14 protein-coding genes and 1 pseudogene are annotated in these 18300 nt (G+C 57.2%); 8 read left to right on the top strand and 7 right to left on the bottom strand.

Features of this window, described 5'->3' with window-relative positions:
- Positions 1–24 precede the first annotated feature (24 nt).
- The 4 genes from PSUM_RS01015 to PSUM_RS01000 all read left to right on the top strand — a co-directional run bounded on the left by PSUM_RS01015 (position 25) and on the right by PSUM_RS01000 (position 4742).
- Positions 25–1557 carry a UxaA family hydrolase gene (locus PSUM_RS01015; RefSeq protein WP_020798281.1) on the top strand — a complete coding sequence of 511 codons (1533 nt, stop codon included), beginning with the start codon at positions 25–27 and terminating at the stop codon, positions 1555–1557.
- Between the two features lie 187 nt (positions 1558–1744).
- A complete protein-coding gene (locus tag PSUM_RS01010) occupies positions 1745–2998 on the top strand; it encodes an OprD family porin (protein WP_020798282.1) in 1254 nt (417 codons plus the stop codon).
- Positions 2999–3420: 422 nt separating this feature from the next.
- Positions 3421–3837 (top strand): response regulator, encoded by a 417-nt coding sequence (locus tag PSUM_RS01005; protein WP_042955445.1) that lies wholly within the window; start codon positions 3421–3423, stop codon positions 3835–3837.
- 494 nt (positions 3838–4331) lie between these two features.
- Positions 4332–4742 (top strand): DNA-binding transcriptional response regulator, encoded by a 411-nt coding sequence (locus PSUM_RS01000; protein ID WP_042955446.1) that lies wholly within the window; start codon positions 4332–4334, stop codon positions 4740–4742.
- Positions 4743–5054: 312 nt separating this feature from the next.
- Here PSUM_RS01000 and PSUM_RS00995 read toward each other — a convergent pair whose 3' ends face one another.
- The 4 genes and pseudogenes from PSUM_RS00995 to PSUM_RS00975 form a co-directional block, all read right to left on the bottom strand.
- Positions 5055–5420, bottom strand: a complete 366-nt coding sequence (locus PSUM_RS00995; protein ID WP_020798285.1) for a transcriptional regulator — start codon at positions 5418–5420, stop codon at positions 5055–5057.
- A 926-nt stretch (positions 5421–6346) separates the two neighbouring features.
- Complete coding sequence (locus PSUM_RS00985; RefSeq protein ID WP_020798286.1) at positions 6347–7372, bottom strand: tyrosine-type recombinase/integrase; 1026 nt, start codon at positions 7370–7372, stop codon at positions 6347–6349.
- 916 nt (positions 7373–8288) lie between these two features.
- Positions 8289–10892 carry a DNA ligase D gene (ligD, locus tag PSUM_RS00980; protein ID WP_020798288.1) on the bottom strand — a complete coding sequence of 868 codons (2604 nt, stop codon included), beginning with the start codon at positions 10890–10892 and terminating at the stop codon, positions 8289–8291.
- A 431-nt stretch (positions 10893–11323) separates the two neighbouring features.
- Positions 11324–12088, bottom strand: a pseudogene (locus PSUM_RS00975) (DNA polymerase ligase N-terminal domain-containing protein); the annotation flags it as partial.
- A 185-nt stretch (positions 12089–12273) separates the two neighbouring features.
- Between PSUM_RS00975 and PSUM_RS00970 the strand changes: the two are divergent.
- Complete coding sequence (locus PSUM_RS00970; RefSeq protein ID WP_083348822.1) at positions 12274–12717, top strand: cupin domain-containing protein; 444 nt, start codon at positions 12274–12276, stop codon at positions 12715–12717.
- A gap of 116 nt (positions 12718–12833) precedes the next feature.
- Here the strand turns inward: PSUM_RS00970 and PSUM_RS00965 are convergent, their stop codons facing one another.
- Positions 12834–13577, bottom strand: a complete 744-nt coding sequence (locus tag PSUM_RS00965; RefSeq protein WP_083348821.1) for a tellurite resistance TerB family protein — start codon at positions 13575–13577, stop codon at positions 12834–12836.
- A gap of 248 nt (positions 13578–13825) precedes the next feature.
- Here PSUM_RS00965 and pcsA point away from each other — a divergent pair, with 248 nt between their 5' ends.
- The 3 genes from pcsA (at position 13826) to PSUM_RS00940 (ending at position 17116) form a co-directional block, all read left to right on the top strand.
- Complete coding sequence (gene pcsA, locus PSUM_RS00960) at positions 13826–14548, top strand: phosphatidylcholine synthase (RefSeq protein WP_020798292.1); 723 nt, start codon at positions 13826–13828, stop codon at positions 14546–14548.
- 4 nt (positions 14549–14552) lie between these two features.
- Positions 14553–14939, top strand: coding sequence for a DUF488 domain-containing protein (locus PSUM_RS00955; protein ID WP_083348820.1), 387 nt, complete (start codon positions 14553–14555; stop codon positions 14937–14939).
- 1250 nt (positions 14940–16189) lie between these two features.
- On the top strand, positions 16190–17116 hold the full coding sequence (locus tag PSUM_RS00940) for a universal stress protein (protein WP_083348819.1): 927 nt from the start codon (positions 16190–16192) through the stop codon (positions 17114–17116).
- 50 nt (positions 17117–17166) lie between these two features.
- On the opposite strand, the gene PSUM_RS00935 is transcribed toward PSUM_RS00940, so the two are convergent.
- Entirely contained in the window at positions 17167–17979 is an 813-nt protein-coding gene (locus tag PSUM_RS00935) for a class I SAM-dependent methyltransferase (RefSeq protein ID WP_083348818.1), read from the bottom strand.
- Between the two features lie 39 nt (positions 17980–18018).
- Positions 18019–18288, bottom strand: a complete 270-nt coding sequence (locus tag PSUM_RS00930; RefSeq protein ID WP_020801341.1) for a DUF4242 domain-containing protein — start codon at positions 18286–18288, stop codon at positions 18019–18021.
- Positions 18289–18300 lie beyond the last annotated feature (12 nt).

Genomic DNA, 18300 nt, shown 5'->3' with positions numbered 1-18300 from the left:
TTATAAGAAAAGCAGGACTTAATTATGACCTCCCGTGAAATCAGCCCCGTGATCCGCCTGGACCCTGCCGACAACGTAGTGGTCGCACGCGTGGAAATCCCCACAGGCACTGCCATTACTAACGAATCATTGACTACGCTGCAGGACGTCCCGCTGGGGCACAAGATTGCTGCACGCATGATCGAAAAAGGCCAACCGGTGCTCAAGTACAACACAGTGATTGGCTATGCCAGCGAAGACTTGCCACCAGGTACCTGGATGCACAGCCACAACATTGAGTTCGGCGAAACCGCTCGCGATTATCGCTACGGCCTGGATTACGTGCCCACCGACCTGTTGCCAGCCGATAAGCGCGCGACGTTCCAGGGCATCATTCGCGAAGATGGCCGGGTGGCCACGCGCAACTACCTCGGCATTTTTGTCGTCGGCAATTGCGGCGCCACCGTGGCACGCAAAATTGCCAATCACTTTGACGAAGAGCGCCTGGCCGCCTTCCCGAACATCGACGGCGTCGTGCCCTTCGTGCATGAAATCGGTTGCGGCATGGAAATGACCGGCGAACCGATGAACCTGCTGCGCCGTACCATCGGCGGCCACATCAAGCACGCCAACACCGCCGGCGGCCTGCTGATTGCCCTGGGCTGCGAGCGCAACAATATCTATGGTTTCATCGAGCAGGAGCAACTTGTACTGGGAGACATGCTCAAGTCGCTGGTGATCCAGGACGTCGGCGGCGTTAAAACCGCGGTAGACCAAGGCATCAAGATGATTCAAGCGATGCTGCCCCAAGCCAACGCCGTGCAACGCGAAACCGTGTCGGCCGAACACCTGATCATCGGCATGCAATGCGGTGGCTCTGACGGCTTCTCCGGCCTCTCGGCCAACCCGGCGCTAGGCGCTGCGGTTGACATTCTGGTGCGCCACGGCGGGACCGCGATTCTCTCCGAGACCTCGGAAATTTTCGGCGTCGAACACACCTTGACCGCCCGAGCCGCCACCCCCGAAGTCGGTCGCAAACTGATTGACCGCATCGACTGGTGGCTGGAATACAACAAGGGCCGCGACACCCAGATCAATGGTCGCGTCAGCCCCGGCAACAACGCCGGTGGCCTGGCCAACGTGCTGGAAAAATCCTTGGGCGGTGCCAAGAAAGGCGGCAACGCACCACTGATGGATGTGTATGAATACGCCTACCCGGTGACGACCCATGGCCTAGTGTTCATGGACACCCCCGGCTATGACCCGGTGTCCGCGACCGGCCAGATCGCCGGTGGCGCCAACATGATCGCGTTTACCACCGGGCGTGGTTCGTGCTTCGGTTCGGTTCCTGCACCGACCTTCAAACTGGCGAGCAATTCGCCCATGTTCAATCGCATGAGCGATGACATGGACATCAACTGCGGCCAGATCATCGACGGCGACAAGACCATCCAGCAAATGGGCCAGGAAATCTTCGAGCGCCTGCTGACTCACGCCTCGGGAGACAAAACCAAGAGTGAACTCAACGGCCTGGGCGAAGACGAATTCTGCCCATGGCAGATCGGCGTGCTTGCATGACACCGGTGCCGTTGTCGCTACACGTTGCCCCTGCCGCATGGCCTTGCGGCAGGTCGCTCGACAGGATGCTCGGCTGACTCGTCACGTATGAGTCACCGTGTGAACTGAGTTCTCCTTCAAATAACAACAACGATTCCGCCGAAAAGGCGGTTGGCGCAGCCATGCCTGCGATTCAACGGGAGCCACCATGCAACACAACAACAAAGTGCTCATCTGCTCGACTTTGCTACCAATGGGACTGTTCAGCAGTGCCGGCCACGCAGCAAGTTTCCTCGAAGACAGCCACGCCACACTGCAGACCAGTAATTTCTACTTGAACCGAGACTTTCGCGAAGACCCGGGTATCTCCAAACGTGAAGAATGGGCACAGGGTTTCGTCCTCGACTACAAGTCCGGCTACACCGCAGGCACCCTCGGCTTCGGGCTCGATGCCATTGGCATGCTGGGGATCAAGCTAGACTCGGCCCCCGATCGCAGTGGCACCGGTTTGTTGCCGGTCGGCGAAGATGGTCGGGCCCCTGACGAGTACAGCAAGTTCGGCGCGGCAGCCAAGATCAAGGTGTCGAAAACCGAGCTGAAGGTCGGTACGCAGATTCTCAAGTATCCGGTCATATCTTCCAGCACCGGACGTATCCTGCCCCAGACCTTCCAGGGCGGCATCCTCACCGCCAAGGAACTGGACAACTTCACACTGACCCTGGGCGACATCAACCGCACCACGCTGCGTGACTACTCTCATAACCAGCCTCTGACCCTGGTCAGCAAGAACAAGCGCTTCAAAGCCACTCCCGACGCCGACGACTTCAAAATGGCCGGCGCTGACTACGCTCTAAGCAAGAATCTGACCTTGAGTTATCAGTACGGTGAGCTGGAAAACATCTATCGTCAGCAGTATCTGGGCTTGGTGCATTCCCTACCATTGGGTAGCGGTACTCTAAAGACAGATGTGCGGTATTACCTCAGCAGTGATGTCGGTAATGCCGGTGCCGGCAAGGTCGACAACCGTACCCTTAACGCACTGGTCGCCTACAGCTTGGGTGGCCATGGCGTCGGGCTCGGTTATCAGGGGTTGAGCGGATCAACTGCAATGCCTTACATCGTTGGTACCGATGCGTACTTGACTAACTACATGATGGCAAACGACTTCATGGAGCGCGACGAACGCTCCTGGCAACTGCGCTACACCTACGATTTCGCCGTCTTCGGTGTGCCAGGCCTAACCTTCTCCACGCGCTACACAAAGGCCGATCATGCCAACCCGGCGACCGTGGCGGGTGAAGGCAGGGAATGGGAGCGTGACACCGATATTGGCTATGCGATTCAAAGCGGGACATTGAAAAATGTCGCGGTACTTTGGCGCTATGCAACGCTGCGCTCGAACTACTTGCGTGATATCGATGAAAACAGAATGATCATCAGCTATAACCTGCCACTGTTCTGACCATCAAAACCGTGCGGGAAGGATCGAGATAATTCTTCCTGCCGTCAGGCGTAATTGTGGCACACAGCGAATGGCAGGCACCTCTTCAAAATTGAATTACCAAGGCAGTTCGCGCCTTCAGAAGCAATTCACCCTACTTTTCCAGACGTTCCGTGATGGGGGCGAGTTCTATTGAAACCGAACACCCATTTAGGGGCCCCCTCATGTCTTACGCCATAAGCACACTTGGTTGAACAAATGGGTCGCCCCTACTCCATTCCTTTGCTTCACTCAGCACTTCTTGGAGCGCTTGTGTATTAAACGCACGCGTTTGGTCTGCGGAGAACAGCGCATAGAGTACGAGTGCAGCGACTACGCTGAGAAAATCGTCCTATGCTGTCTTTTCGATGAGGCAAAAAATCCGACCTTGAAGGGCAAGGCCTGTGAACGTGAACTGGGAAGGAATGCTGCCGATCGAAGGTACGGTGATCGTTATTGAGGATGATCCGACCCTTCGATCACTGATGACGGACATCCTGTCCGAGATTGGCGCCCAGTCTCTGGCTTTTGAGGCTGCAGACGACGCGCTGACGTACTTTTTGCAGAACACTTTCCACTGCCCGCTTGTGATCGTGGATCAGGCGCTACCAGGGCAGATCCAAGGGATGGAGTTTATTGAGATGATCCAAAGTCGTCTGCCTTGGATCGCCTCCATTCTCACATCCGGTTATTTGATCGATCCAAGCGACTTACCGGTCCATACGATTTATCTGCACAAGCCTTGGTCCCTGGATGACCTGGTGATTTCGGTGGCCACCCTGCTGCAGCCCGGTAACCCCATCGTGAAGACATCCCCCTGAGTCGCTGGAGGTTTATTCGAACACCAACAAGCTCGCGAGCGCGACGGCAACGCACCACGCGGAGATTGTTACTAGCAGACGTAGAATGTGGTTCATCTCCATGTCTTGCCGCGCATTATCTCAACTCCTGTAGCAGTAGGGTCACGATTACTGCAAACCCAATCGCGAGTATCCCGATTCCAAACGTTACTCCTAGAAGAATAGGATGTTTCCACAAGGCTCCAGTCGATCAACGATTTGTAGGGTGCGAGCATCTGAGCAATAACCAAGCCAGCCAGCCGGCACAGTCAAGCCCAGGCTTCTTGCCTGCGAGAATTCCCCAAAAGCGGGGGAGACTTTCCTTACATACGGTGCTGAGCTCCCAGATATGGTGCCGACATCGGGCTGTTTCTGTTTCTATCCAAATTGGCAAACAGGGATAGCTCTGGAAAAAAACGCCTAAACTGGGAGAGACGCTATCACTGCCTTTGGTGATATCTGAATAAGGATCAAGCATGAAGGCAAAGCGGGAAAAACCCTTACCGCTGAATGGATGGGTCATCGTTGTTGAGGACGACCCCACGCTGAGGATGTCGATGGTAGAAATTCTGGACGAGATCGGCCTCAGCCCTTTGGATTTCCAATCTGCCGGCGATGCTTTGATCTACTTGATGGGAATACCCGACGGTTGTCCGTTGGTGATCGTTGATCAAGGCCAGCCTGGTCAGTTGAGCGGTGCGGACTTCATTAAGTTAGTGAAAAAGAAATGGCCACTGACCGCCGCCGTTCTTACATCCAGCTATGAACTCGTCCCCTTAACGTTGCCCGACTCAACAATCCATTTACAAAAGCCGTGGTCAATGGATGATTTGGTGATGGCAGTAGCAACGCTGGTTCAACCTAGTCACCCCATCGACAAGAACTAATCACTAGAATTCTTGAACGACTGTTTCGGGTCGACTTGCGCCTTAGCAGACGCCCTCAACACTCGCCACTCGCTGATAGAACAGCGCCGCTCGTTGTGAGTCCCCAGGCCCGCCCAAACTGGTTTTTTCATTTCGGCCAAAAACGGCTTGCCGGATTACCTGTTTGGGGCTGATTTTTGGCTGTCGTCAGCGTCACCTTTGGGTTGTGGATACAACCGGTCGCCATCGTCAGCTTTGGGTCGTTTTCCGTCCCCTGCGATGGGCAGCTTACCCACAATCTACAAAGTCGGAGATGGACGACCGGCTTTGTCATCACCAATCAAGATCTTTGTGCTTGCGGGAATTAACAACCTCCGCTTTGGCTTCGTCGGAGGTAACACGAGAGCCGGAGGCGCGTCGTCGCTTTTTGCCTTCCATGCGCATGATTTGTAGCGGACTGGGCCGCACCTCCTCCAACAACGAACTCAGGCGCTCCAACTCGCCGAGGGCGCGCAAAACGGCGATCAGATTGATCAAGGTGCCTTTGCCTTGATTGAGCATCAGGTGCAGAGTCTGCCGGCTGATCGCCGCGTTCTCCGCTACCGTCTCAACGCTGATGTTCTTCTTCAACCGCAGCTTTTGAAGGTGTGCCCCTACTGTGGCGGCGAGCATTTGATCCGATTGAATATAAAGTCGCATAGCGTCTATTTTCCTAGGCATTAACTGGCTAAAAAGCACTTTACGTCAGGAATTCTAGACAGCACAGAGAAAAACTTTCATATTCTCGCCGCTTCTGCTGAATCCCCAGACCACGGCGACATAAATGAACTGTATTCCGAGGATCATCGGCTAGGCCATGCAAGGCTTTACATGGACAGTGAATGACGGCTTCTGGTCGTTTTCTGCGCGTCATAAGAGGCAGAAACCGATCCATAGCTGCCTCTCCCAGAGGGCTGAGCTCTCGACCAAGCGTACGCAGCCTGCACTTTTCCTTTTAGGCAGCATTTATCCTAGAGATTTTGTTGAGTCACCAAAAAAAATCTTAATTTTTGGTGATTTTTCCAACATTTTCTTTATTTTGCGGGGTGACATGCACTCAATTATCCTCGTTTCTCAGGTTTGGCAGCTATATACATAGGGCTGTAGAAAAAATCCCAAGAGGGCGAAATGTGAGCGATCGACAGCCGTCCCAAAGCCCCCGTAAATACAGGCTGACCTTCCATTTTTGTTACGCGACAGTAATTAACGCAGTCGACGCGCGGTACAACATTCGCGGCTACATGCTGGCGGAACTGGTGAAGTTGTGCCTGAAGAACCGAGCCAGGATCCTATGCAGCCAACGTGCCTTTTATGAACGCCACGTTCAGATGGAGGCTCTCACGTACCTAGAATGTTTCACAGCTAAGCTTTTATTTGGTCCGGGCGGACGACTGTGCCCACATGAGTATCACTACGTAGCCAGCGATGAGTCTCTATTAAGGGCAAATACCTAAGTGGCCTTTTGTGGCGGATTCGGTCTATAGCGATGGGGCGCAAATCGACCCAAAGCTGACTGTCACTGGGGGTTGTTTATCACTTCAGGAGGTGCCAAGCGCCGTTGGGCGCTTGGCGCATGATTCGTCATCTTACGAATCTGCCCCCTCATCGGACGGACGAATGTAATAGCGCGCAATATCAGGTGAATAGTGCCCGGTATGGATCCTGGCAGGAGTTCCTGCCATAGCAGCATGTACAGCAACGGATAACCGAACGCTATGGATAGACGTTCGGGTACCCTCTATCTGAGCAGCGACCAGCCAAGAATGAAATATTTTACGCAATTCTTTATCAGTCATATGTGCTTTGGGGGCATTTTTTGAAGGGAACAGATAGTCACCCACGGAGAGCCCAGCCCCTCGGATGTATTGAGCTAAGGCCCCTGCGGGAGCAATTGATTTGACTTTTTCCCCCTGTGTGCGGGTTTTTTGAGCTAGCCAAGAGATTGAAGTGTACGGAGAGTTGAGGCGGGCGACCTTGGCCTCAACGATTTCGATCGAACGCATTCCGGACAGTAGGAGCGCAAACAAGGCCCCATCACGAAAACTATCTTTTTGTTGTATAACTCGCTTCAAGGACACCAACTCTTCTGGGCTCATCACGCGTGTAGATTTCGAGCGCTGGGTGCAATGGATATGTGGTCCTGACGAACCAACCTCTTGTCCGTTCTCTTTCTCAAGTGGACGGACATCAAGCTCCGGTTCCGAGAAGGGGGGCAGAGTCCTCAGCGATGGCGTCTCTAGTTGCCGCGTTCGCTGCGTGTGACTTGATCCTCTAAAAACTTGAAAGTCTTGCAAGGGCAACAACATCACTAGCGAGTCTAAAGCGCTCGGGTCGAGGCGGATAGAGCACTCCGTTCGAAGGTACTCTAAAATGGAAGTATTTATGCCGTGCCTCACCTCCGCCAAGGTAGGCGCAATGGTATTCAGCGGACAGCTTTTTGAGCTCTTCACAACATCATTGAAATTACGATAGCCGAGTCCGCGAGATAAAATCTCACGCGCCGCAGAGAGCTTCAAAGGTGAGCTACTAGGCCAATTACGTTTAATTTTTTTTGCTATGGGTTTGAAACCCAGGTTGTTGGCTAGGTCGGCTGGATAAATTGGAACACGCATGGCAGTTCTCCAATGCGTCAGGGTGTCGGCTGCCCGCTGACTATCGTCGAAGAGCATGCGAAAAGAGGGGGGGGAGCTACCTGATGGTGACCACCTTAGCGAGCCGACCGCACGATCCAGGAAAACCGCACCTATCACGCTAGCACTTAACAGCGGCCTGTCCAACCGTTAATTAGATTTCACGAGTACCTGCGTTTTGTCGTGCGACTCCAGGCGACAACTGAATATCACGACGTCTATTTGGCAATGCGACAAATCTACAAATCATAAATGTTTGCATGACGCGGCCATCGATTATCACTAAAACACCAAGCTAAAGCCGCCATCCCATAGAGGATGAGTGTACGATTTTTGGCCGTTATCCGCCTGTCGCGACCGACTGAAAACGACTCAGGCTGTGTGAAAACGCACCGATTCCGTCTGCTGGTTTCGCAGGCAACACCCGTAGCTCTCAGCTTTCGAAGTGTTCAGTGCGTTTTCACACAGCCTGGGTCGTTTTCTGCCTCTCATGAAAGGGCGAAATCGACCGAAAGCGTACAAGCTTGCGCCTTCAATCCACAAACCTCACCATGCAGCAGGCCGCCTTGGGTCGATATGGACAAGAATGACTTGGATGTCCACATGAAACCGCTGTCCATATGGATTTCTTTGAGAAGCGCTCAAGGCCCGATGCAGCAAGGCTTAGAAGTAGTGTCCATCACTCAGTAGCATTCGACTGCACCGAGTATTACGGTAGGGAGAACCTAGCGAAAGATTCGAGTGGTTCAAGGTCGATCACGCAGTAAACAATGTGCTCAATCAACAAAGTGGGTTGATCCTACCTAAGTCAACTTTAGTAAACGCAAGACTGGATATTGGCTGAGCACTCACCAGACATTTGGCCAGACTGCTGGCGCCATCGGCGCGTCAGTCTGGATCAGGCCTTTTTCATCCCCACCCGCCGCCGCATCTCGGCCGTGATTGTCTGCCGGGTCTTCTTCATGTCTGCCCAAGGTCCGTCGCCTACTTCCACCAGGCGTTCGTGAACATTGTGGATGTCCCACTGGTTACCGCCCTTGAGCTCGGAAATCTCCTCACGGTAGATCGGCACCGACACTGGCAGTCCTTCGCGGGTACGCGCGGCGTAGGCGCAGATGGTGGTCGCGCCCAAGCCGTTGCGCAGGTAATCGATGAAGATCCGCCCCACCCGGTTCTTCGGCCCCGACACCGCGGAAAAACGCTCCGGCAGCATCTTGGCCATGTGGCTGACAATGGCGTGGCTGAAGTCCTTGACCTCCTCCCAACCGAGCTTGCGGGTCAGTGGCACCACCAAGTGAATACCCTTGCCGCCGCTGGTCTTGAGGAACGCCTTGAGTCCCAGCTCATCGAGCACCGTCAGGGTCAACTGGGTGGCCTCGACCATACGCTTCCACGGCAGCGCCGGGTCGGGGTCGAGGTCGAGGATGAAGCGGTCAGGTTTGTCGAGGTTGTCCGTGGTGGCGTTCCAGGTGTGCAGCTCGACGGTACTCATCTGCACCGCACCGATCAGCGCCTCGGCGTTGTTGATGAGCATCATCGGCTGGCCCGTAAGTTGCTGGTCCAGGGTGGCGATACCGGGGATCGCCAGGCGCTCGGCGTTTTTCTGGAAAAACAGTTCCCCTGCGATGCCGTCCGGCGCACGCACCAGCGCCACGGGCCGGTCCTTAAGCTGCGGCAGGATCCACTCGGCGACGCTGGCGTAGTACTGCGCCAACTGCACTTTGGTGGTACCACTGCTGGCATCGATCACACGGTCCGGGTGGGTGATACGCACCTTGCCTTGGTCCAGGCCGATTTGCGACGGCGCAGGTTCGGCTTTCTTCTTCGCGGCGGAAGGTTTGGCCGCAGCGGTTTTTTTCGCAGGGACGGTTTTCACGGCAGTCGCACGCTCCTCGGTGATGTCTTTGGCAGGTTTGTCATCCCGCAGGCCATGGAACACCGCATGGCGCACCGAACCGTCCTTGGTCATTTCGGCAAAGGCCACTTCCGCCAGCAGGCGCGGTTTGAGCCAATGCACAGCCTTGAACTCGGCACCGCAGGGCGGGTTGACCACCGCGGGTTTCTTCGTCTGCAGGGGTTTGAGTCGTTGATGAATGCTGTTGAGGGTCGCCGCGGTAAACCCGGTGCCGACCTTGCCGGCGTAGCGCAACTCACCGCTGTCTCGGTTATGCAGCCCCAAAAGCAACGCACCGAAGGCATTGCGTGACCCTTTAGGGTCGGTGAAGCCGACGATGACGAACTCTTGTCGATGCTTACATTTGAGCTTGATCCAGTCACTGCTGCGCCGGGAGACGTAGGGCGATCCCAGGCGTTTGCCGATCAGGCCTTCCATCTGCATTTGGCAGGCGCTGTTGAGCAAGGCCTCCGGGTCTTCACTGAAGGCCTCGGAGAAGCGCAGCAGCGGGTCATTGCTGGTCCTGAGCACCGTCGAAAGCGCAGCCCGGCGTTCCTCGACGGGCACCTCGCGCAGGTCCACGCCATTGAGGTAGGGCAAATCGAACAGATAGTAGAGAATATTGCCACTGCGGCCGGCCTCGAAGGCGTTTTGCAAGGCCTGGAAATCCGGTACGCCGTGTTCGTCGGCTACCACGATTTCACCGTCAAGCCAAGCCGATTCCAGGCCTAGGGACACCAGCGCCTTGGCCTGGCCGGGCAACTTGTGGGTCCAGTCATGGCCGTTTCGTGTAAAGAGTCGAACCTTTCCATTTTCTATCCTAGCGAGCATCCGAAACCCATCGAGCTTGCACTCATAGCTCCATTGACCGCCCGGGGCCTTTTCCACCAAGGTCGCCAGTTCCGGTTTGATCTTGTCTGGTAACTCGGCCTTGCGCGCGCCGGTGAGTGGTGCGGACTGTTCTTTGCGTGCTGGCGCCGTGGGCTGCTTGATGACCTTGGCTTTGGCTGCCCTAGGTGCCTTGGCTGTTTTGGCGACGATGGTCCGTTCGCTAATCACGCTGTCGGGCTCGGCGGCAACCACGTCGTAATCGTTTTCAGGTCGAGCGGCACCGTCCTGATGCTTGATTAGAAACCATTGCTCCTGCTTGCCCGGCATGTGCGTGCGAACCAGGCTCCACAGGCCGACGAGCTTCTCGCCTTGCAGTTCAAACTTGAGCCGGCCATTGGCATAGGCCTCGACCGGGTCGCCCTGGGGAATCCACATGCCACGATCCCAGACGATGACATCGCCCGCACCGTAGTGCCCTTCGGGGATGCTTCCCTCGAAGGTGGCGTAATCCAGCGGATGGTCTTCGACATGCACCGCCAGGCGCTTATTCTTGGGGTCCAGCGACGGACCTTTGGGTACCGCCCAGCTCTTGAGCGCACCATCTAACTCCAAGCGGAAGTCGTAATGCAGGCGCGAAGCATCGTGCTTCTGGATGCAAAACTGCAAGGCGTGTGCTTTTTCCTTGCGTTTGCCTTTCGCAGATTTGGCGACGCCGGCAGGTTCGGGGCTCTCTTCGAAGTTACGCATACTGTTGTATTTTTCGAGTTGCTTTTCCATGATGCCCTCCCCAAAGTGCAGATAACATCGACCTGCTGTTGTCTTGAGACCTCGAATAGGTGTGAGAAGGTTCACTTGGTTCGCCGCGCTGGACGTCTACTGAATTGATGGCACTTCAGGCCACGGCTACGGGTCCGAATTCACCAAATCTGCGCTAATCTGGAAGAGCAATTGCTAGTCAAGCAGAGTGCAAATTTGCTCAAATCAGCGCGGTGACAAGGACAATGAGGATTGCAGTCGCAACCAGTGAAGCCTGTCCGCCCTGTCGCCTCATTCCAAACGCAACATGTTGAAATTCACTCCGGTGAGTTTTGGTGAAGGGCATTGAACCGAAACGCAACAAAGGATTTTTTTCAATCGCAACACCACTAACATCGGCCTAGCAAAATAAGACACCTGAAACGCAACACTTGAGGTGGTGCCTATTTATGCTTGACTTCATAACTCCACTGTCCGCCCGGGGCCTTTTCCACCAGCGTCGCCAGCTCCGGCTTGATCTGGTCAGGCAGTTCGGCCTTGCGCGCGCCTGTGAGTGGCGCGGATTGTTCTTTGCGTGCAGGCGACGCGGGCTGCTTGATGGACTTGGCTTTGGTGGCCTTGGATGCTTTGGGTGTCTTGGGTGTCTTGGCGACGAGAGTCCGTTCGCTGAGCACGCTGTCGGGTTCGGCGACCACCACGTCGTAATCACTTTCCGGCCGGGCGGCACCGTCCTGGTGCTTGATCAGGAACCACTGCTCCTGCTTGCCCGGCATGTGCGTGCGCACCAGGTTCCACAGGCCGCCGAGCTTCTCGCCTTGCAGTTCGAACTTGAGCCGGCCCTTGGCATAGGCCTTCGCCGGATCGTCCTGGGGAATCCACACGCCACGGTCCCAGACGATGACATCCCCCGCGCCGTAGTGACCTTCGGGGATGCTGCCTTCAAAGGTGGCGTAATCCAGCGGATGATCTTCGACATGTACCGCCAAACGCTTGACCTTGGGGTCCAGCGACGGTCCCTTGGGCACCGCCCAACTCTTGAGCGCACCGTCGAGCTCCAGGCGAAAGTCGTAATGCAGGCGCGAAGCATCGTGCTTCTGGATGCAAAACTGCAAGGCATGATCCTTGGTTTTTTTTCTGCCCTTGGGTTTGACGGCGACGGGTTCCGACGTCGCCGAAAAATCGCGCATGCGGTTGTAGTCATCGAGATTTTTGTTCATGGCTCACCCGCGGTTCGCTGCAGGGCGCTGAATCAGCACGTCCCTCTCTCAGCAGAGCGAGCCTTGGCGAAAAAAATTCCATCGCCGTCGAAATTGCCCGGACGGACGGCCCCGTACCGCGGCTGCCGGCCAGCGTTCAAAGCGCCTACAATCGGCGGATGCTGCCTCATCTGCGGAGAGCCATCATGCGCACGGTTCACGTCCTCCAGTCCCCACCGGCATCGGTCAATGTCGTTGGCGAAAAAATTACTGTCCTCGCTGGCGGTGATCTCAGCAAACCGTTTGAAATGCATATCCAGGAAGGCATTCAAGGTGGCGGCCCGCCCCCGCACTTTCACCCATGGGACGAAGCGTTCTACGTGGTCGACGGTCAGGTCGAAGTGACCGTCGAAGGCACCTCCACCAATGTCTCGGCCGGGGGCTATGTGCATATTCCTGCCGGGTCGATTCATGCCTACAAGAACGTCAGCCCCACGGCAAAGATGATCGGCGTGGTCTCCGATCCGCGAGGCGGGCTTTTTTTTACGGCGATGGACCGGTTCAAGGTACCCGAGGATCTTCCGCGGATATTTGAGGTGGCGGAGCGCTTTGGCGTGACCTTCCTGGTGCCCGAACCGCCGATTTCCTGATCGACCGACCTCGCTCTCTGTAGGAGCTGCCGCAGGCTGCGATCTTTTGATCTTCAGCGATTCTTCAGGCGCAAAAGTCAAAAGATCGCAGCCTGCGGCAGCTCCTACAGAGGCCTTCAGGCTGTGCCGTGGGCCTGCTGTTCCAGATGCACCTGCAAGTCCGGCTCGATGCCCAGCGCCGCCGCCAGTTCATCCAGGTAACTGCGCTCGGCATCCTGTTGATCATCCACCAGCATCACGCTGGCCAGGTACATCTCGGCGGCGATGCCGGGGTCGGTTGCCGATTGTGCCACCTCGGCAGGGTCAAGCGGTTTGGCGGCTTCCTCGTCAAGCCACTGCTGCAACTGCGGATCATCGGTGTGCCGGGCGATTTCGGCATTGATCATTTGTGTCTCGGCGTCGTCGAAGCGGCCATCGGCTTTGGCCGCCGCGATCATCGCCCGCAGGATCGCGTGGCTGTGTTCCTCGACTTCCGGGCCCGCCAGCATGTCCACCGTACGCATCGCCTGCTGCGGCGCCTGCTGTTGCTGCGAGGCCTGGCTGCGTTGCCAGGCCTGAAAGGCCTGGAATGCCATCATCCCCAGCGAAGCCAGCGCAGCATAATTGGTACCACCGGCGGAGCGCGATTGCGGCGCACCGCCCATTGGCGATCCTGCGCCCAGCAAGCCACCGAGCAAGCCGCCCAGGCCACCCATGCCGCCAGCGCCCGAACGGCTGGTGCCACCACCGCCCAACAGGCCGCCGAGCAATCCACCCAAGTCACCCAGGCCACCCTGTGCCGACGCCCCACCGCCGCCCCGTTGCGCCATCGAGCCCTGGCCGGCCCGCAGTAATTGTTCGAGCAGATCGCTGGTGTTCATGACGACGTCCTCATCGATGGGAGTGATCCAGTCAGACAACGATAGCCCTCGCGCGTAAATGTGCTACCACCGTCTGGCTGACACATTACCGATTTATCCGCCGTATTTTTCTACGGCGCAGCTAAGATTCATGGGTGGTGAACCTTATTCCCGGATACCCGGTCGATACTTGCAACCCAACCCGGTTTGCCGCCGCCCGCCAGATGAGGGCGTTGACTGGCTTGCTTCACTTTCTGGAGAACGCCCCCGTGATATCGACCCTACACATCGCCAGGCTCAAAGCCTGGGGCGCCCATGGTTTTACCGCCACCGGCGTGGTCACCGCCTTCCTCGCCACCCTCGCCCTGCTCGATAACCAGCCCACCAGTTGCCTGCTGTGGCTGGGTGTGGCCCTGATCGTCGATGGCCTGGACGGCGCACTGGCGCGCAGGGTCAACGTACAGTCGGTGCTGCCGAGTTTCGACGGCTCGATTCTCGACCTGGTGATCGACTACCTGACCTACGTATTCATTCCGGCACTGTTCATCTATCGCTACATCCCGTTGCCGGACTACACACTGCTGCTGACCGTGTCGCTGATCCTGGTGTCGTCGCTGTTCTGTTTCTGCAACGTCAACATGAAAAGCAAGGACAACTACTTCCAGGGCTTCCCCGCCGCCTGGAACGTGGTCGCCCTGTGCCTCTACATCATCGCGCCGTCACCCTGGATCACCTTCCTCACCGTGATCGGCCTGGCCCTGTTGACGCTCACCCGGATGAAATTCCTGCACCCGTTCCGCGTGCGCCGCTTTATGCCGATCAACATTGCCGTGACGGCGATCTGGCTGCTGTGCAGCCTGTCGCTGGTGATCAACCACCCGGTGATCAATCCCATGGTCATGGGGCTTTGGCTGTTGATGTCGGCGTACTTCCTGGGGATCTGCTTCTGGCGCACGGCGCTTGAGTGGTTCGACGAATCGCGGCTCAAGTAGCGCCATGCCTATTCATATCGTGCGCCTCGGCTCTGCGCGAAAACCCGACGAAGGCTTGCGCCTGGGTACGGTGCGCCGTCCACCCCGTGGCGTACCGAAAGCCGAGTTTGCCAGCCGGGATTTCTATGATGTGTGGCAGCCACTGCTGTCGCCCAGCCCGGAGCTGGTACAACAGGCCCAGGCCGCTGAGGACGACAAGGCCTGGAATGCGTTCAGGCGCAAGTTCAAGGCCGAAATGAACCACCCTGCCCCCAGCCAGTTGCTCGATCTGCTGGCGGCTCTTTCGCATCACACTTCCTTGGCCGTGGGGTGTTATTGCGAGGACGAAGCGCATTGTCATCGCTCGGTGTTGCGTGAGTTGCTGGAGGCGCGGGGGGCGGTGGTTGTCTAGATACTCTCGCGGCTGTACCTGATTTTCTGTGGGAGCGAGCCTGCTCGCGAAGGCGGCCTGACGGCCGACCTGTTATTTGTTGTCTGAGTACATATCCATTGCTGCGGTAACGGCTGGATTTCGCTTTTTACCGTAGGAGCCAGGCTTGCTGGCGAAGGCGTCCTGGCAGACGGTGATTGTCTTTCAGGTGTACATATCCGTTGCTGCGGTAACGGCCACTTAGGTTTTCGCTTTTACTGTAGGAGCCAGGCTTGCCGGCGAAGGCGTTCTGGCAGACGGTGATTGTCTTTCAGGTGTACATATCCGTTCCTGCGGTAACGGCCACTTATGGTTTCGCTTTTACAGCGAGTCACTTGGAACAGCCCCAAGTAACCAAGGGCTCTTGCCCCTGGCGTTCGGTGCCTCGCTAAGGCTCGGCATGCCCTCGCTCCGGTCCTGCTCCGTGGGCTCGCCGCGATGGGCCATCCTTGGCCCAGCGCGGCTAAACCGGCATCCATGCCGGTTTACCCACTGCGCAGAACCTCCACTCGGCCTCTCGAGGGGGCAAGAACATCAAAAGCCAGATCACAATCAAAAGCGAGGCGGCCTTAAAGCCGACCTGATTGGAAGCCATACGCATACCTCCTGTAGGAGCGAGCACGCTCGCGATGAACCTGAGAGCACCGCGGGCTGACAGGTGCCCCGCGTTATCGTTAACGACCATCGTCGGAACGCCGCCCGGAGCATGCTCGCTCCTACAGGGGATCCAGGGGTATCCGGAAAAACCAGGTCGGCTTTAAGGCCGCCTCGCTTTGCTGTTGATCGCGGGCGCCCCATTAACCACGATGGCCGAACGCAGGCATTGCGCAGTGGGGAAACCGGCAGGACGCCGGTTTAGCCGCGCTGGGCCAGGGAGGGCCCATCGCGGCGACCCACGGAGCAATGCCGGAGAGAGGGCATGCCGAGCCCAAGCGAGGCACCGAGTGGTGGGGCAAAGCCTTTTGCTTCCTTTTTGCTGGGCCGGCACTCCGGCGTTTGAAAAAGGGAGTCGCCGTAAGGGCGAAACCATAAGTGGCCGTTACCGCAGCAACGGATATGTACTCAGACAACAATCTCCCACAGGCGTTGACGGACAAACTCAGGGCGTAAGGACGCAAGAAGATCAAGAGGTCTGTTAACTTGATCCACTACACCCCCACCCATCATGGTCAATACTCAAGGATTGAAGCCAAGCCAAACAACCGTCGTCTCTATCCAACGGGAGGTTTGTCATGTCGGGTCAATCTCGCTTCATGCTGGTGACTTCGCCGCTGATGGAACACAGCCCTGCTTTCGACCGGGCGACCGCGCTGGCCAAGGCGGAGGGCGCGGCGTTGCACATCGTGGCCTTCGACTATCTGGAAGGCCTCGCCACGGCTGGCATGGTCAATGAGAAGGCGCTGGAACAGATGCGCCTGGGTTACGTCGATCGCCACCGTCAGTGGCTGGAAGACCAGGCCCGGCCCTTGCGCAAAATCGGCGTAACCGTCACAACGGAAGTAACGTGGGTGCAAAACCCGCTGGAGGAAATCCTGATTCACCTCAAGGAACAGCCGATGGACGTGCTGATCAAGGCGCTGGAGCACCCGTCGTTGCTATCGCGGCTGATCTTCACCCCGCTGGATGTGCATTTGCTGCGTGAGTGTCCGGTGCCGTTACACTTCGTCAGCCACGCGATCAACGCGCTACCGCGCAAAGTGGTCGCAGCCATCGACCCCTTCCATCGTGATGATCACTACAAGACTTTCAACGACCGCATCCTGCACGAGGCCACGAAACTGGCGACTGCGTGCAACGCCGAACTTGATGTGGTCTACGCCTACGACCTCTCGTCCATCAGTTCGGACGAGTTCGGCTTTGACAACGGCTCGGCGTTTTTTTCCTCGACCAAGCACAAGACGCTGTATGACGCGCAGCTGGAAGCCTTCAACGAACTGGCCCAACGCAATGGCATCGCCGAAGCGCAACGGCACATGATCATGGGCAACCCGGCCAAGGTTTTGACCCGCTTTGCCGATGCGTTCAATGTCGACGTAATCGTCATGGGCCGTCTCGGCCATCGCGGCATGGGGCGCCTGATCGGCAGCACGGTGGAGCATCTGCTATACAAAATGCCCTGCAGTGTGTGGGTGGTGTACACCGAGCGGCTGGATGAATGACCGCCCGGTGTATCGCCCCGTAGGAGCCGGGCAAGCCGGCTCCTGCAGCTTCAACGCCTGGTGATGACCACCTCCAGGTATTCACTGGGCACCACCATCGACCTGTCGCCCGCCCGGTTCAGGCGGTTGAGCAGTTCGGTCAGGTCGTCTTCCAGGGCCTTGGCGCCATCAGGGGGCAGCGCCGCGAAGGCCTTGTGGATCGGACCGTACCAGCTGCGGAAGGTATCGATGAAATGCTCGGCCGAGCGATAGCGGAAGTTGAAGGTCCGGCGCGTCACCTGCACCAGGAAGTCGCGCTCGTCAAAGTGCTTGTGCAGCCAGGCTTCAGTGCCCCACTGCGAGGGCGGTTGCGCACCGGGCGGTGGTGGCATGTGCCGGCCGAGGGTCTTGAACATCTGGCCGACGAAACCTTCCGGCGTCCAGTTGGCCAGGCCGATCCGGCCACCCGGGCGACACACTCGCGCCAGCTCCGAAGCGGCCTTGTCCTGATCGGGCGCGAACATCACACCGAAGGTTGAAAGCACGGCGTCAAAACTGGCATCGGCGAAAGGCAACGCTTCGGCGTCAGCCACCTGGAAGGTCACGTTCAGGCGTTCCGCACGGGCACGGTCTTCGCCACGCTCGAGCAATGCAGCCACATAGTCGGTGGACACCACCCGGCAACCGCGACGCGCGGCGGCAAGGGTCGCATTGCCATTGCCGGCGGCAACGTCCAGCACCTGTTCATCACACAACAGGTCGCAGGCCTCGGCCAGTTGCTCACCGACGATCTGCAAGGTAGTGCCGATCACGGCATAGTCGCCACTGGCCCACGCGGCCATTTGGCGGGTTTTCAAGGCAGTAAGATCAATGGGTGTACTCATGGAGGCAATCTCTGGTTTGGAACAGGATCGGGCACACGCTCACTCAGCCGTGGTGGGGTCGATGATGTTCATGACCTGGGAAATGCGATTAGCCGGGAAACCGCCCTGCCGGGCATGCTCCCTGATGAGTTCCTCGTTTGGCGCGATGTACACGCAATACAGTTTGTCGCCTGTGACATAACTCTGCAGCCATTGCAGGTCTGGCAAATCGCGCAACACCTTGCAGGATTTTTGCGAGACAGCTTTCAGATCCCTTTCTGACAGTGCTCCGGCGCCTGGAATCTCGCGTTCAATGACGAACTTGGGCATGGCAACCTCACT

This window comes from Pseudomonas umsongensis (assembly GCF_002236105.1).
Classification (GTDB): domain Bacteria; phylum Pseudomonadota; class Gammaproteobacteria; order Pseudomonadales; family Pseudomonadaceae; genus Aquipseudomonas; species Aquipseudomonas umsongensis.
The sequence above is the reverse complement of the archived record's forward strand: the minus strand, read 5'-3'. Positions and strand labels throughout refer to the sequence as shown.

Bases quoted from the DNA above. Each gene is read 5' to 3' on its own strand.
- PSUM_RS01000 (WP_042955446.1), top strand. From the start codon at position 4,332: ATGAAGGCAAAGCGGGAAAAACCCTTACCGCTGAATGGATGGGTCATC.
- PSUM_RS00985 (WP_020798286.1), bottom strand. From the start codon at position 7,372: ATGCGTGTTCCAATTTATCCAGCCGACCTAGCCAACAACCTGGGTTTC.
- PSUM_RS01010 (WP_020798282.1), top strand. From the start codon at position 1,745: ATGCAACACAACAACAAAGTGCTCATCTGCTCGACTTTGCTACCAATG.
- PSUM_RS00965 (WP_083348821.1), bottom strand. From the start codon at position 13,577: ATGAACACCAGCGATCTGCTCGAACAATTACTGCGGGCCGGCCAGGGC.
- PSUM_RS00970 (WP_083348822.1), top strand. From the start codon at position 12,274: ATGCGCACGGTTCACGTCCTCCAGTCCCCACCGGCATCGGTCAATGTC.
- PSUM_RS00995 (WP_020798285.1), bottom strand. From the start codon at position 5,420: ATGCGACTTTATATTCAATCGGATCAAATGCTCGCCGCCACAGTAGGG.
- PSUM_RS00955 (WP_083348820.1), top strand. From the start codon at position 14,553: ATGCCTATTCATATCGTGCGCCTCGGCTCTGCGCGAAAACCCGACGAA.
- PSUM_RS01015 (WP_020798281.1), top strand. From the start codon at position 25: ATGACCTCCCGTGAAATCAGCCCCGTGATCCGCCTGGACCCTGCCGAC.
- PSUM_RS00935 (WP_083348818.1), bottom strand. From the start codon at position 17,979: ATGAGTACACCCATTGATCTTACTGCCTTGAAAACCCGCCAAATGGCC.
- PSUM_RS00930 (WP_020801341.1), bottom strand. From the start codon at position 18,288: ATGCCCAAGTTCGTCATTGAACGCGAGATTCCAGGCGCCGGAGCACTG.
- ligD (WP_020798288.1), bottom strand. From the start codon at position 10,892: ATGGAAAAGCAACTCGAAAAATACAACAGTATGCGTAACTTCGAAGAG.
- PSUM_RS00940 (WP_083348819.1), top strand. From the start codon at position 16,190: ATGTCGGGTCAATCTCGCTTCATGCTGGTGACTTCGCCGCTGATGGAA.